Annotated in this window: 12 protein-coding genes; 2 read left to right on the forward strand and 10 right to left on the reverse strand. The window is 62.6% G+C overall.

Features of this window, described 5'->3' with window-relative positions; translation table 11 throughout:
• Positions 1-1,178 precede the first annotated feature (1,178 nt).
• Complete coding sequence (locus ASD50_RS09075) at positions 1,179-2,213, reverse strand: aspartate-semialdehyde dehydrogenase (protein ID WP_056239353.1); 1,035 nt, start codon at positions 2,211-2,213, stop codon at positions 1,179-1,181.
• A gap of 415 nt (positions 2,214-2,628) precedes the next feature.
• On the opposite strand from ASD50_RS09075, the gene ASD50_RS09085 reads away from it, so the two are divergent.
• The gene (locus tag ASD50_RS09085; RefSeq protein WP_056239362.1) at positions 2,629-4,485 is read left to right on the forward strand and encodes a DEAD/DEAH box helicase; all 1,857 of its coding nucleotides are present in this window, start codon (positions 2,629-2,631) and stop codon (positions 4,483-4,485) included.
• 23 nt (positions 4,486-4,508) lie between these two features.
• On the opposite strand, the gene ASD50_RS09090 is transcribed toward ASD50_RS09085, so the two are convergent.
• From ASD50_RS09090 to ASD50_RS09130, 9 genes are all read right to left on the reverse strand, one after another.
• Positions 4,509-4,961: an urease accessory protein UreE gene (locus ASD50_RS09090; protein ID WP_056239365.1), complete on the reverse strand. Its 453-nt coding sequence runs from the start codon at positions 4,959-4,961 to the stop codon at positions 4,509-4,511.
• 48 nt (positions 4,962-5,009) lie between these two features.
• Positions 5,010-5,702, reverse strand: coding sequence for an ABC transporter ATP-binding protein (locus ASD50_RS09095; RefSeq protein ID WP_056239368.1), 693 nt, complete (start codon positions 5,700-5,702; stop codon positions 5,010-5,012).
• The gene (locus ASD50_RS09100) at positions 5,695-6,420 is read right to left on the reverse strand and encodes an ABC transporter ATP-binding protein (RefSeq protein WP_056239371.1); all 726 of its coding nucleotides are present in this window, start codon (positions 6,418-6,420) and stop codon (positions 5,695-5,697) included. The genes ASD50_RS09095 and ASD50_RS09100 overlap by 8 nt, the downstream gene beginning before the upstream one ends.
• A complete protein-coding gene (locus tag ASD50_RS09105) occupies positions 6,417-7,451 on the reverse strand; it encodes a branched-chain amino acid ABC transporter permease (RefSeq protein ID WP_056239375.1) in 1,035 nt (344 codons plus the stop codon). The genes ASD50_RS09100 and ASD50_RS09105 overlap by 4 nt, the downstream gene beginning before the upstream one ends.
• The gene (locus ASD50_RS09110) at positions 7,448-8,314 is read right to left on the reverse strand and encodes a branched-chain amino acid ABC transporter permease (protein WP_056239378.1); all 867 of its coding nucleotides are present in this window, start codon (positions 8,312-8,314) and stop codon (positions 7,448-7,450) included. Before ASD50_RS09110 ends, ASD50_RS09105 begins: the two co-directional genes overlap by 4 nt.
• Positions 8,315-8,387: 73 nt before the next feature.
• A complete protein-coding gene (locus ASD50_RS09115) occupies positions 8,388-9,635 on the reverse strand; it encodes a transporter substrate-binding protein (RefSeq protein WP_244484469.1) in 1,248 nt (415 codons plus the stop codon).
• 79 nt (positions 9,636-9,714) lie between these two features.
• The gene (locus tag ASD50_RS09120) at positions 9,715-10,752 is read right to left on the reverse strand and encodes an alpha/beta fold hydrolase (RefSeq protein WP_274533315.1); all 1,038 of its coding nucleotides are present in this window, start codon (positions 10,750-10,752) and stop codon (positions 9,715-9,717) included.
• A 315-nt stretch (positions 10,753-11,067) separates the two neighbouring features.
• Positions 11,068-11,739 carry an ANTAR domain-containing response regulator gene (locus tag ASD50_RS09125; protein ID WP_082549555.1) on the reverse strand — a complete coding sequence of 224 codons (672 nt, stop codon included), beginning with the start codon at positions 11,737-11,739 and terminating at the stop codon, positions 11,068-11,070.
• A gap of 25 nt (positions 11,740-11,764) precedes the next feature.
• Positions 11,765-12,874 carry a transporter substrate-binding domain-containing protein gene (locus ASD50_RS09130; RefSeq protein WP_056239389.1) on the reverse strand — a complete coding sequence of 370 codons (1,110 nt, stop codon included), beginning with the start codon at positions 12,872-12,874 and terminating at the stop codon, positions 11,765-11,767.
• Positions 12,875-13,291: 417 nt separating this feature from the next.
• Between ASD50_RS09130 and ASD50_RS09135 the strand changes: the two genes are divergently transcribed.
• Positions 13,292-15,073 (forward strand): adenylate/guanylate cyclase domain-containing protein, encoded by a 1,782-nt coding sequence (locus tag ASD50_RS09135; RefSeq protein ID WP_056239393.1) that lies wholly within the window; start codon positions 13,292-13,294, stop codon positions 15,071-15,073.
• The last annotated feature ends 186 nt before the right edge of the window (positions 15,074-15,259 follow it).

The raw sequence follows: 15,259 nt of genomic DNA on the forward strand, positions 1-15,259 counted from the left end.
ACCGTCATGCGACCAATCCGGCACCGACGCCCTTCCCTGATACCCGGTGCGCACCAGGTCTCCCGCAAGGGCGATGGCAGCGAGTATGCGGGAGACGGAGACGGTGGGGATAAGTGGGGCGCGTGTTTTTGTGGGAGGTGAGTGGGAACAAGGGGTTGGGCGGAGGTCAGCCCGCGTTTGGTCCACGCTTGGCCAACTCGGCGCTGCCCCTCACCTGCCTGCCGGCATCCCACCCGCCGGGTGCCCGCTGCTTTCGCAGCGACCCGGCGTTCGCTGGCCTTTCATCGTGCCACCGGCACGATGAATTCGCTTCGCGAACCGGCTGCTCACCCCNCCCGCTGCTTTCGCAGCGACCCGGCGTTCGCTGGCCTTTCATCGTGCCACCGGCACGATGAATTCGCTTCGCGAACCGGCTGCTCACCCCCTCATCCGACCTCGCTACGCTCGGCCCCCGCCCGGCCCTCCGCTATGGCTCCGGGCGTTCGTCGTTCGAAAAGCCCATTTAGGGGCTTTTCGTGCGCTCCGTGCACCACGTCTCACCCCACAAGGGGCGAAGGCAGGTGGGCATCCGCGTTCCGGCCAATGTTCAACATGGCTACCTAGCGGTGAGGTCGATGCAGGCGTCCCCTTCGCCCCTTGTGGGAGAAGGCGCCTGAACGAAGTGAAGGCGGATGAGGGGTATTGGCAAAAGGTCCGAAGCGTTTGGCGCTCTGCCGCGATGTGACGGAATGGATCCCGGATAGTCCTTCCTCCCTTCGCTCGAAAGCGATTTCCGGGATGACGAAGTTGAGGAGGCAGCGCTCTTTTGGCCGGATGCCGAAGTTGAGGGGGGTTGTTCCGGCTTCAGGGGCGACGAGGTTGAAGCGCCGCTTCCGGGTTGATGAGGTTTCCGGCTCACATCCCGTGATGACGCAGCATGGAAGCCTCGCCGCGTCTGGAGTGAGACGCAGTGGCGACGATATGGCAGGGAACGAAGAGTACCCAGCCTGCGATTGCGGGCCGCGCCCGATGGCGCACCCCCGCGGAGGCCCGCCGCGAAAGCGGCGATACGGCCGTGAGCGAGTTTATTTCGAGGGTTCGGGCGCCGCGTCAGCCAAGTCCGCGACCGCGGGCCGCGCCCGATGGCGCGCCCCCGCGGAGGCCCGCCGCCAAAGCGGCGATACGGCCGTGAGCGGAAATTACGCCGCCTTCTGCTTCGGCTTGATGAGGCCGCGCTCGATCATCAGTTCGGCGATCTGCACGGCGTTGAGCGCCGCGCCCTTGCGCAGGTTGTCGGAGACAACCCAGAGGTTGAGGCCGTTGTCGATGGTCGAATCCTCGCGGATGCGCGAGATGTAGGTGGCGTCTTCGCCCGCCGATTCGATCGGGGTGATGTAGCCACCGTTCTCGCGCTTGTCGACGACGAGGCAGCCCGGCGCTTCGCGCAGGATGTCGCGTGCTTCGTCGGCGGTGATCGGCTTTTCGAACTCGAGGTTGATCGCCTCCGAGTGGCCGATGAACACCGGCACGCGCACGCAGGTGGCCGTCACCTTGATCTTCGGATCAAGCATCTTCTTGGTCTCGGCGACCATCTTCCATTCTTCCTTGGTGGTGCCGTCTTCCATGAACACGTCGATGTGGGGAATGACGTTGAAGGCGATGCGCTTGGTGAACTTCTTGGCCTCGACAGGGTCGGCCACGAATACGGCGCGCGTCTGGGTGAACAACTCGTCCATGCCTTCCTTGCCGGCGCCGGACACCGACTGGTAGGTCGAGACGACGATGCGCTTGATGGTGGCGGCATCGTGCAGCGGCTTGAGCGCCACCAGCATCTGCGCGGTCGAGCAGTTCGGGTTGGCGACGATGTTCTTCTTGGTATAGCCGGAAATGGCCTCGGGGTTCACCTCCGGCACGATCAGCGGCACGTCCTGATCGTAGCGGAAGGCCGAGGAATTATCGATGACGACGCAGCCCTGCTTGCCGATCTTGGGCGACCATTCCTTGGACACGTTGCCGCCAGCCGACATCAGCGCGATGTCGGTATCGGAGAAGTCATAGGTGTCGAGCGCCTTGACCTTCAGCGTCTTGTCGCCGAACGAGACTTCGGTGCCCTGGCTGCGCCGGGAGGCCAAGGCCACCACTTCGCTCACCGGAAAGCCGCGCTCTTCCAATATGTTCAGCATTTCGCGGCCCACATTGCCCGTGGCGCCGACTACCGCAACCTTGAAACCCATCGAAGTCATTCTCCTGTCGCTCTCCGCTTGTTTTCTGGAGAACCCGCCGGCCGGTGCGGGTCCCGCCTCCCTCGGGCCGAACCCGGGGAGAGGGCGGAGAGGCCAAGGGAGATCAGACCGTGGTAGCGGTCGTTTTTTTGGCCGTGGTTTTGGTCGAGGACAGACGCGCAGAAACCCCTCCGGCCCTGTTGTGGCCGGGGAAGTCGAATGCAAAGAGCGCCATCAAGAGGCCACGCATCGGATACGTCCTGTTCGGTGCCGGCTTTTACGCGGTTTCGCCGAAGAGTCAATCGCGCAGGCTGTACAACAAAGGTCTGGCGAAGTAGGAACGCCCGACAAGCTGTCCGACGCTGAGTTGGACACGGCGTGGCCGCGCACCTGGCGCGCCCGGACCCCCAAACTCCGAAAGACGAAGATGACCATGTTCGAAGGCATTGTTCCCGCGCTGGCCGAGGCGCTGGAAAAACGGGGTTATTCCGAACTGACGTCGGTTCAAAACGCCGTGCTCGACCCGAAACTCGGGCAGTCCGACGCCCTGGTTTCGGCCCAGACGGGATCGGGCAAGACGGTCGCCTTCGGCCTCGCTCTGGCTCCGACGCTTTTGGGGAATTCGGAGCGCTTTGGGCAGGCTTCAGCACCATTGGCGCTGGCAGTTGCGCCGACGCGCGAACTCGCGCTTCAGGTGGCGCGCGAACTGGAATGGCTTTACGAATTCACCGGCGCAACCGTTGCGACCTGCGTCGGCGGCATGGACATGCGCAGCGAGCGGCGCGCTTTGGAACGGGGCGCTCATATCGTCGTCGGCACGCCCGGACGCCTGCGCGATCATATCACGCGCCACGCGCTCGACATGACGGCGCTCAAGGCCGTGGTGCTGGACGAGGCCGACGAGATGCTCGACCTCGGCTTTCGCGAAGACCTGGAATTCATCCTCGACGCGGCTCCGGCCGAGCGCCGCACGCTGATGTTTTCGGCGACCGTGCCGCGCTCCATCGCGGCGCTTGCCAAGGGCTACCAGCGCGATGCCGTGCGCATTGCCGCGGCGGGCGAGGAAAAACAGCACCACGACATCGAGTACCGGGCGCTTTGCGTGGCGCCTGCCGACCGGGAAAACGCCATCATCAACGTTCTGCGCTACTACGAGGCCCGCAACGCCATCGTGTTCTGCAACACACGCGCCGCCGTCAACCATCTCACCGCCCGCTTCAACAACCGCAATTTCTCGGTGGTGGCGCTGTCGGGCGAGCTCAGCCAGAACGAGCGCAGCCATGCGTTGCAGGCGATGCGCGACGGGCGCGCCCGGGTGTGTATCGCCACCGATGTCGCGGCGCGCGGCATCGACCTGCCCAATCTCGAACTGGTCATCCATGCCGACCTGCCGACCAATCCGGAGACGCTTCTGCATCGCAGCGGGCGCACCGGGCGGGCCGGGCGCAAGGGCGTCAGCGCGCTGATCATTCCGAACCATGCGCGGCGGCGCACCGAACGCCTGCTGCAGAACGCCGGCATCAAGCCCGAATGGGCAAGCCCGCCGTCGGCGGACGAGGTCATCCAGCGCGACAACGAACGCATGCTGGCCGATCCCGCCTTCGCCCAGCCGATCAATGACGAAGAGCGGACCTTCGTCGCCACCCTGCTTGAAAAGCACGGCGCGGAGCAGGTGGCGGCCGCCTTCCTGCGCTTTGCCCGTGCCGGGCGCTCCGCGCCGGAATATTTGTCCGAGCCGGTGCCGTTCAAGCCTTCAACCGAAAGGGGCGAGCGCGGTCATCGAGACGAACAGCCCAGCCGACGCGACGACTTTGGCGACAGCGTCTGGTTCTCGCTTTCGGTCGGCCGTCGCCAGAACGCCGAGCCGCGCTGGCTGATCCCGATGCTGTGCCGCACCGGCAACCTCACCAAGCGCGAGATCGGCGCGATCAGGATGCAGCCGGAAGAAAGCTTCGTGCAGATCGCCGCCGACAGCGCCGACCGCTTCTTTGCGGCGATCGGACCGGATCACAAGGTTCAGGGCAACATCGCGGTGAAGCGCCTTGACGGGCAGCCCGACCTGTCGCGAGCCGGCTACAATCCGCCGAAGCCCGACAAGAAACCGCATCGCGGCAAGAGCGGGTTCGATGCGGCCACGCCGAAGCGGCGCTTCGACAAGCGCGAAAAGCCGCAGCCCGAGAGGCAGTTTGCCGACCAGAAGCCGTGGGCGGCCAAGCCCGGAAAGCCAAAAACGGACAAGGCGCGGGCGCCGAAGACCAGGAAGGGCGGAAAGAAGCCGGGCTGACGCCGGTTTCCGAAGCGTGAAGCCTATTTGCTCTTGCCGAGGAACTTGACCGTGCCGCGGTGCAGGATGTGCTGGAGCCGATCCAGCACGTAGCCCGATCCAAGTTCGCCGATGACGTAGAGCCGGTTGCCCAAAAAACGCACCGGCCAGTGCATGTTGCCGGCGCAGTAACCGAGTTCCAGCCCGGCGGCGGCGTCGGCCGCGTCGAACACCAGCCAACGCTCCGGCTCGGCCTTGACGACGATGGCGCGCTTGTCTTCCAGAAGCAGCACGGCCCCGTCGACCAGGCGCTGGGTGCGCGGCAGCTCGATCCGGCATTCGGTGCCGCGATCGGTCGCCACCGACAAGCGGCGGCGAGCGATCTCGACCGTATCGAGCAGGATGAATTCGATGCGGCCCTCGTGATCCAGCAGATGAAGCCGCGCAGCGATTTCCCTGTCCGCCGACAAGCCCACTATGGCATTCAATCTGAGCATCGAATTCCCTACCGATTGAGAGATTGGACAGGCTTGCAAGCTGTTGCCTCAAATTCCGAGGTGGGCGTCGACGGCCTCGCGGTCGTAAAGCTGCTGTGGCGAAATCTCGGCGACGAACACGCCCTTCTGGATGATCAGCACCCGGTCGGCCAGTTGCCGTATGAAGCGGATGTCCTGCTCGACGAGGATGATGCCGAGGTTGAGCGCGGCCCTGAGCTCCCCCAGTTTTTCGGCAATCAGGTCTACGATGGAGGGCTGGATGCCTTCCGTCGGCTCGTCGAGCAGGATCAGTTTCGGCCGCCCGGCAAGGCAGCGCGCAAGCGCCAGGATCTGCTGCTGGCCGCCGGACAGGCCGCGGCCCGGCCGTTCCAGCAGATCCTTCAGAACGGGGAAATGGTCGAGCATTTCGGGGATGGCGCTTTCGCCGTTGCGCATGATCTCGCCCATCTTCAGGTTCTCCATGACGGAGAGCTGCGGGAAGATGTCCCGGCCCTGCGGCACGTAGCCGATGCCGGTACGGGAGCGCTCGGCGGTGCTGGCGCGCGTGATGTCGTGGCCGGCAAAGTCGATGCGTCCGCTGGTCGCCTTGATGTTGCCGACCAGCGTGCGCAGCAGCGTGGTCTTGCCCATGCCGTTGTGGCCGAGGATGCCGACCACCTCGCCCGGTTTCATCTTCAAGTCGATGCCGTGCAGGATCGGAATGCGGCCATAGCCGGAGTGAAGATTCGTGACCTCAATCATCGTCGGCTTTCCCAAGATAGATTTCGCGAACCAGTTCGTTGCCCTGGATGTTTTCCATCGTGTCTTCGACCAGCACGCGGCCCTGGTGGAAGACGGTCACGGTGTGGGCGATCTGCTTGATGAACTGCATGTCGTGCTCGACCACCACGATGGCGGCGGTCTTGTTGACCTCGCGGATGAGCTCGGCGGTGCGGTTGGTCTCGTCGGCGGTCATGCCGGCGGCCGGCTCGTCGAGCAGGATCAGCTTCGGCTCCAGCGCCACCACCATGGCGAGTTCGACCCACTGGCGCTGGCCGTGCGCAAGCTCGCCGACAAGGCGGCCGACCAGACCGGTCAGGCCGAGCCGCTCCGTCACTTCACTGGCGATCGCGGCAGCGCGCGCCTTGCCGTGGCGCGAACGCGCCGCGACCGAGATGTTTTCGCGCACCGTCAGGTTGTTGAAGACATCGGGCACCTGGTTCTTGATGCCGATGCCCAACTGGCTGACCTGGTGCGGCTGCGCTTTCGTTATCTCGACGCCTTCGAACAGGATCTGGCCGGTGGTCGGCTTGATCTGTGCGGTCAGCATCTTGAAGAAGGTGCTTTTGCCGGCGCCGTTGGGGCCGATCAGGCAGCGCAGTTCGCGTTGCTTCAGGTTGAAGTCGACGCTGGAGATCGCGACAACGCCACCGAACCGCTTTTCAAGCCCCCGGGTCTCGAGGACGCATTCGGCGCTCATGACACGCTCCTTTTCTCGACCAGCGGTTTTGCATAGGAACGGCGCTGGCAGGTTCGCTCGATGAGATCGAGAACGGTCGGCGTGATGCCTTTCGGCACGAGTAGGACGAAGCCGATCAGGATGGTGCCGAGGACGAGGTTGGCGTTGAGCACCTGCTGGGTGCCGAGCTGCGTGGCGATCCATTGCACCAGGAAGCAGCCGACGATCGGCCCGAGCAGCGTGCCGGTGCCGCCGACGATGACCCAGATGATGACCTGCGCCGACTGGGCGAGGCCGAACACATCCGGGCTGATGAACATGCCCCAGTTGGCGAACAGGCAGCCTGCGAGCCCGGCGATGCCGCCGCCGATGGTGAAGGCCGCCAGCTTGTAGAAGCGGGCGTCGTAGCCGAGCAGTTCGGCGCGGCGTTCATTCTCGCGAATGGCGACGACCACCTGCCCGAAGCGGCTTTTCAGCATCAGCCGCAGGCCGACATAGACCGCCAGCAATGTCAGCCCGGCAGCGTAGAAAAGCCCGTCGAGCGACAGGAAGGTAGTTGGCGACCCCGGCAGGTTGAGCGGGGGAATGGCCGGGATGCCGTTGTAGCCGCCGATTGCCGCATTGCCGATCGTATAGGCGGAGCCCGACGTCGTGCCCATCAGCTTATAAAGGATCAGCGTGACAGTCAGCGTGATGACGCCGAAATAGACGTCGGTGATGCGGGCATAGAACAGGAAGTAGCCCAGCAGCGCGGCGAACAGGGCCGGCACCACGATGGACAGGATCAGCGGGATGGTGCTGTCGCCCATGTTGATGACGGCGATGGCATAGGCATAGGCGCCGATGCCGAAGAAGGCGGACTGGCCGAAGCAGAGGATGCCGCCATAGCCCCAGATCAGGCCGAGGCTGAGCGCAAGGATGGCCAGGATCACATAGGAGGTCAGTTCGATCAGGAAGATCGGATCGACAACCAGTGGAACGACAACCAGCAGCGCCAGGCCGATGATGACGGCGGCTACGATACCGCCAGTTCCGTTGCAGGCCGCGGTCATGATGCTCTCCTGAAGAAGCTTCCGGTGACGCCCTGCGGCATGAACCGCAACAGGATGACGGCAGCCGCGAGCAGCGCGACCTCGCCGATGACCGGGGTGGACAGATAGGTGATGATCTGGTCGATCGCGCCGAAGAGGACGGATGCCGAAACGGTGCCCGCCAGCACGGCAGGGCCGCCGCCGATGACGGTGATGAAGGCCTTGGCGACGTAGGCTGCGCCGATGGTGGGCACGATGCCGGTGATCGGGGCCATGACGCCGCCGGCCAGTCCGGCGAGTCCCGCGCCGATGCCGAAGGTGGCGGCATAGACGGCAGGCGGGTTGACGCCCAATGCTGCGGCCATTTCGGGATTCTGCATGGTGCTGCGTGCGATCAGGCCGTAACGGGTGAAGCGGAACACGGCCCAGATCGCGGCAAACACCGCAATCGCGATCAGCACGATGATCAGGGAGTAGGCCGCGATGTAATAGTTGCCGACCTGGAGCGAGCCGGCGGGTGCGGAAATGCCTTCGGTGGTGTTGCCGAAGATCGTCGTGGTGATGCCGACGAGGAACAGGCTCAGCCCCCATGTCGCGAGCATGGTGTCGCGCGGACGCCCGTAGAGGAAGCGGATCACCGTTCGCTCGATGATGATGCCGATGATTGCCACCACCAGCGGAGCGAGGATCAGGGTCGATACCCAGATATTGATGCCGGCTTTCGTCGCGACGATCGCGGCGTAGCCTCCGAGCATGAGGAATTCGCCATGCGCAAGGTTGATGACCCGCATCATGCCGAAAATGATCGCCAGGCCGACGCTTATCAGCGCCAGGCTGGCAACGGCCCGAAGGGCCTCAATGGAAAGTACAACGAGCAGGTCCATGGTCGAGCCTCAAGATGGTTGCGGGGCGTCCGGGATCGTTCCGGCCGGACGCCCTCGCCATTGTCCGGGTCGGTCAAACCTTGATGACGTACATCGTGTTGTCGTCAGGGTTCTTTTTGAGATCGCATACCGCCGAGGTGTCGAGGGAATGCTGCTGCGGGTAGCTCTCGAGGATATTGATCTTGCGATCCTGGATCTGGCCGATGTTGATATCCATGATCACGTGGTGGGTCTGCGGATCGATCGAGAACTTGCCGCTCGGCAGGTCGAGGCTGATGCCGGATTCCAGCGCCTCGATAACCGGCATCCGCTCGGCCGTACCGGCCTTCTTGACGCCTTCGGCCCACAGGTAGACCGACTGATAGGTCGCCATCGCCAGTTCGGTCACATAGGGGTAGTCGGCGCCGAAACGCTTGTGGAAGCGTTCGAGGAAGGCCTTGTTGGCAGGTGTGTCCAGCTCTTCGAAATAGTTGAAGCAGAGCAGGATGCCGTTGGTTTCCTCAGGCGCCAGGAACTTCTGCTCGCCGCCGATGGTCATCGTGGTCGAGGCCAGCGGAATGCGCGTGTTCATGCCGGCCGCGGCCCATTGGCGGTAGAAGGACTGGTGCGCGCCGCCGACCAGCACGGTGTAGATGAAGTCGGGCTTCGCTTCCTGGATCTTCTGGATGGTCGAGCCGAAATTGGTGACGTCGAGCGGGAAGAAGTCCTGTCCGACGATCTGGCCGCCATTGTCCATGCAGTATTTGCGGGTCCAGTCGGCGGTGATCTGGCCGTAGTTGTAGTCGGCGGCCAGCGTGTAGATCTTCTTGCCCCATTTGTTCATGGCATAGGGCACGTGCTTGGACTGCTTTTGCGCGGGCGTGATGCCGGTGCAGAAGATGTTGCGGTCGCAGACGCCGCCTTCGTACTGGGTATTGTAGAAATAGAGCGTGTTCAGGCGCCGGAAGACCGGGCGCATGACTTCGCGCGATGCCGAGGTGATGCCGCCGAAGGCAGCGGCAACCTTGTCCTTCATGACGGCCTGCTGCGCATATTGCGGATAGAGCCGCATGTCGGATTGCGTGTCGTAGGTGACCAGTTCAATCTGCTTGCCGAGCAGACCGCCCGCGGCGTTTATCTCCTCGACGGCAAAGGTGATGGCGTCCTGCATCGGCTTGCCGAGGGCATCGAGCCCGCCGGACAGGTCGAGCAGGCTGGCGATGCGGATCGTCTCGTCAGACGCGAATGCTTTTCCTCCCGCGCCGATAAGACCGAGGCTGGTGGCTGCGCCGGCGCTCGATTTCAGAAATGACCTGCGATTGATGTTCGTCATTATTGTCATTTTCAGATCCCCTTTTGTTTGGCCGACCGGGATCGATCGGCCTTTGCTTCATGCGAGAAAGTTGTCCTGTGTCGGTGTTTCAGTCGCCCAGCAGTTCGCGCCAGGCCTTGTCGAGGAAATCGACGTCGGCTTTCCGCAGGCCCGAACCGCCGGCGAAGTGGCCGTGGCTGGAGATGAAGGGGCGAAGCTCGGCGTTGGGCATGTTCGCAACCTCGAACTCGCTGTCTTCCGGCGGGAAGTAGAGGTCGCAATTGCCGGGCATGACGATGGCTCTCGCCTTGATGGCGTTGAGCGCCTTGACGAAATCGCCCTTGTAGAGCTCGTTGTCGCTGATATCGCCGGCCTGCCAGGTATGGATCATCGTCACCATGTTGTTGGCGTCGCGCATGTTGAACCAGTCTTCCCAGTAGCCGACGATGAAGTCCTCGACCGACTGGTAACCGATCTCGAGATATTCCTGCTTGCGGAAGAACTCCTGCGAGAAGCCCCAGCCAGCGTAGACGCGGCCCATGGCGCGCAGCCCCTTGTAGGGCTGGTCGTCGTACCAGCCTTCCTTGAAGGCATCGTCCGCCGTCAGCGCGGCCTTAACGCCTTCGAGCATGACGTGGTTGTGCCGCGCCGTCTTGGCCGATCCAGCCGTCGGGCAGATGTTTTCGACCATGTCAGGGAAGGTTGCCGCCCATTGGAAGGTCTGGGCCGCGGCCATCGACCAGCCGGTGACGAGCTTGATCTTCTTGATGCCGAACTTCTCGGTGAGAAGGCGATGCTGGGCCTTGATGTTGTCGTAGTAGGTGACGTGCGGGAAACGCGCCTTGTTGTAGGGCGGTGGCTGGTTGCTCGGCGACGACGAAAGCCCGTTGCCGAAGATGTTCGGGATGACGATGAAATACTTGCTCGGGTCGAGCGCGCCGCCCTCGCGGATGACCCACTGGTTGTCGTAGTGGGTGGAGGCCATGTAGGTCAGAAGGACGATGACATTGCTCTTGTCGGCATTCAGCTTGCCGAAAGTCTTGTAGGCCAGCTTTGCATTAGGAAGCGTCATTCCCTTCTGCAGCTTGAGATCGCCAAGCTCAAAGATTTCGTAGTCGACTTCCTTGTTGATTTTCCACGGTGCCACAGTTTATATCCTCCGTTAGACATGGGTCTGGCGTTCGGCGAATCCATGTGGACTCGCCGTTGTGCCGTTTTGTACTTTGGGCAAAGACTACCCGTCCGATCCGGATAGGATCAGCTGGATGTCAGTTACTTCCGAGCCTGTATTTTCCTCCCAGACATGTTGCAGGCAGCAGAAACGCAAAAGCCCCGCGCACTCAGGAAACCTGAGTTTGCGCGAGGCTCAATTTCGATCCTCTATGGAGCGCGCCAATTTTGCCGCGAATTCCGGTTCCCTAGGAACCAACGTGACCATTAGCTGTCACGGATATTGCAAACGTTACTCTATCAAGCCGTAGGCGTCAACTAGGGCGGCCGATATTGCAGCGACGGACTTTTGCTTGCTCATCGCCTGCTGGCGCAGATAGTCGTAGGCCTCGTTGGCGCGCAGCTTCTTTTGCTGCATCAAGATGAGCTTGGCCTGTTCGATCTGCCGCGTGGCGTGCAGCGTTTCTTCGAGCTTGGCGACCTTGTTCAGAAGCCGTCGCTCGTAGTTGAAGATCTGCTTCGCCAAGGCAAGGTTGGTGAGGATCGCCGCAGGCTGGCAGGGCTTGACCAGCACGGCCTGCGCATTTGAAAGCCTCAGCACGTCATCCGGCAGGCCCCTGTCGCCATCGACCACGGCAACGACCGGGACCGGCGGGGCTCCGGACAGCCATGGAGCCGCCATCAGCGCATCGGTATCGATGGCGACAATGGCGAAATCGAAGCCGAGCGGCGGCAGCACCGGCGGCGGCCATGCCATCTCGACCCGGCAACCGGTGCGGCGGACCTCGCGCAACAGCGCCTCGCCCTGGCTGTCGTCGGGATGAGCAAGCAGCACGGTCGACTGGCGCAACTCGGTCATCGCCTTGGCGCGGGCGCGCGCCGACCTCGGCGGAGCGCTGCTGGCGCGGTTCAGGCTGTCGGCGGTGTTGCCGCTCAAACCGCGAGGTGGATCCGAGCTTGTCATGAAGGCTCCTGGAAGTCAGACGGCATCAGGTGACCAGGAACGGATCCGGCCGCAATGCGACCATCGATTCCCGCACGATGTCGAAATTGCCGGCGTCCGTGGCCTTGCCGATGCGCGTCCACAATTCGGCATGGCTGTTCTTGTAGTCGATGCCGATCCTGCCCTGGGGAGCCGCAATCTCGCGGCCCAGCACCGCCGGGCGCAGGATATCGGTCTCCATCGTATTGGTTTCGGCGACCGCCTGGGCGAAGAGGTGGACCTGGAAATAGGCCGCCTCGGCGCACATGTTGGTCGTTTCGTTTTCGCCGAAGCGTTGCTTGAACAGACGCACGAAGCGCGTGTTCTCCTCATTGGCGACGCTGTCGAAATAGGCTGCGGCGGTGATGTGGCCGGCCCCGACATCGCGGCCCATCAGGCTGAGTTCCGCCTCTGACGTGTTCAGGCTGCCGATCGGCATGTTGTCCGGAGTGAAGCCGGCGTCGGCATAGGCCTGGTAGAAATGCGAGATCGCCTGGCCGACGACGGTCGAGAAGATCACGTCGGGCTTGCGGTCGCGAAGGGCGTTGATGATCGGGCGGATTTCGTTGGGGCCTGCATCGAAATCGAGGTATTCCTCGGCCACGATCGAACCGCCTTGGCCGCAGACCAGATCGCGCACGATGCGGTTGGTGCGGCGCGGATAGCAGTAGTCGGTGCCGATGAGGTAGAAGCGGTTGCCGTGCGTCGCGACCAGATAGTTGATCAGCTCGACCGTGTTCTGGTTCGGCGATAAGCCGGTGTAGATGATGTTGGGCGAGAATTCGAAGCCTTCGTAGCGGGTCGGGTACCACAGGAGCGCGTTCACCCGCTCCACCAGCGGCAGCACCGCCTTGCGGCTGGTCGAGGTGTAGCAGCCGAAGATGGTGGTGACGCGATCCTCGATCAAAAGCTTGTGGGCATAGTGGGAATAAAGCTCGGTGCTCGATGTCGGGTCATAGATGATCGGGATGATCTCGCGCCCGTTGATGCCGCCGGCCGCATTGATCTCGGCAATGCCAAGCATCGTGCCCTTGAGCTGGGTTTCCTCGATAGCGCCGGTCACGCCCGATTGCGAAAAGAGGACGCCGACGCGCCAGGGTTCGCAGGTCGATCCCATCTCACCTACTGCCCAAGCCAGCATTGAATGCGAACATGCGATTCTCCACGGTCTGGTTCGGTTGCCGACACCTTATGGCCGTTATCGATGCTGCGGCCTATCCTGCTGCTGCCAGAAATCACCCTTCAGGTAAAATGCGAACTGCTAATGTAACATGGAACCTTTGCCGCACAACATTAAAACCGGCTAACCGGGGCTAGACATTTGCGGTAGCGACGTCACCATCGCAAACTCTACCCATATCCGCGCGCTGGTAAACGCCATACATAACAATACGGGAAAAATTAACGATCAAAGCATTTTGACTGCAATCCATAGTGCTTCACCAGCATCAACGCAAAAGGTCGATCTGTATACTGCGGCCGAAAACATTTTTCGCTACATTCGATTTTGGGGCACGGGCATGAGCTTGTTCTAATGCTTGAACAACACCATCCACGGCAGATCGCGACGGTCGTTTCCGCCGATGCCGTCGGCTTTTCCAAGCTGATGCATGCGGATGACCGGGCGGCGCTGCGTCTTTTCGACGAGCGCCGCGCCCTGATCGTGGAGGCGGTGGACCGGGCGGGCGGCAATATCTTCGGCGCGGCCGGCGACAGCATCATGGCGGTGTTCGGCAACCCGATCATCGCGCTGCGTACGGTGCTTCAGTTCCAGGAGGCCATCGCCAAGGCGAACGCCGGGGTCGAGCCGCACCAGGTGATGCCGTTCAGGACAGGGATCAACTCCGGCCCGGTGGTGATCCGCAGCGACGGCGTGTTCGGCGATGCGGTCAATATCGCCGCGCGGGTGCAGGAGTTTTCGCCTTATGGCGGCGTGGCGCTTGCCGAGACCGCCTATTCCCAACTCAAGGAGCAGTTCGAACTCCATTTCACCGATCTTGGGCCGTTCCAGCTCAAGAACATTTCGGTGCCGGTGCGCGTGTTCGTATCCGACCGGCTTGGGCGCAGCCTTGCCCCGAACGCGCTGATGGACATGCGGGCCAGCCATGCCGGCCCTTCGGTCTCGGCCGCCGAGGGCGATCTTCCAGCCCTTGCCGTACTGCCGTTCCAGAACCTGACCGGTGATCCGGCGCTTGCCTATCTGTGCGATGGCATTGCCGACGACGTGCTGCTCGGGCTTGCCAATACACGCTCGGTGCCGGTCATCGCGCGCGATTCCAGTTTCCAGTTCCGCGAGCCGTCCTTCACCACCGCAACCGTCGGCCATCTTCTTGGCGCGCGCTATATTGTGTCCGGCTCGGTATCGGGCGATCCAAGGCGGATCATCCTCAACGCCTCTCTCGCCGACAGTTCCAATTCGCGCGTCATCTGGGCCGGGCGGTTCGAGCGCGACCTCGAAGAGGTGCAGCGCCTGCAACGGGAGCTTGGCGGCGAGATCGTGACGCGGCTGGAGCGCGAGGTCGACCGCGTCGAGCAGATCAGGACGTTCCAGGTGCCGCCGGAAGCGCTCTCGACATGGCAGCTTTTGCGGCGCGGGCGCTGGCACATGCAGCGGCGCTCGTCCGAAGACACCGCCAAGGCCTTCGCCTATTTCAAGCAGGCCTATGACGAAGACCCCAATTCCAGCGCGGTGCTGAACGAACTGGCCTGGTGGCATCTGTGGAAGGCGTGGCTGAACTTCGCCGACCGCGACGAACTCAAGATCGTGGCCAATTACGCCAGGCGGTCCTCGCTCATGGATAGCCTCGATGCGCGCAGCTATTGCTACCTCGGCTTTGTCGAAATCCTCGAGGCGCGGCCGCAATCGGCCATCGACCTGTTTCGTCAGGCAATTGACATCAATCCGTCCTTCTCGCTCGCCCGCACCGGACTGGGCAGCGCCAACGGATTGCTGCTGGAGACGCGCGAGGCGATCCTTCAGTTGAAGGAAGGCATGCGGCTCAGCCCGTTCGAGGCCTATCTGTTCCACAATCTGGGCGAGGTTGCCGCTGCCTATACCGTTGACGGAAACTGGCCGGCAGCCATCGAAGCGGCGGACCGCTCGCTGTCGCTGGCGCCCAACTATTTCTATGCCAGCTACCTCAAGGCCGGCGCCTTGGCGCGTAGCGGGCGTCCCGACGAAGCCCGGCAGGAAGTCGAGCTTTTCCGGGCGCGCCATCCCGAATTCGAGCGCAAGTGGATCGAGTGGATTCCCTTCCGCGACAAGTCGGTCAACGAGGGCATGATCGAGAATTTCGAACTGGCCGCCAGGTCCTGACCCTAGATGAAGCGGCCGATTGTGAAGCATTTCACAGAGGCGGTACGACAGAAAGCCGATTGCTAGGCCGTGGACTCATAAATGTGATCGAAATGGCGCATGGAACGGCAAGAAGATGCGAGGAGAAGCGCGAAGGGCGATGTGGTCCATCTGCCCGGCTACTTTGTCGAAAGAGCTTGAAAATGA

Source organism: Mesorhizobium sp. Root552 (assembly GCF_001427285.1).
In the GTDB taxonomy this organism is placed as follows: domain Bacteria; phylum Pseudomonadota; class Alphaproteobacteria; order Rhizobiales; family Rhizobiaceae; genus Mesorhizobium.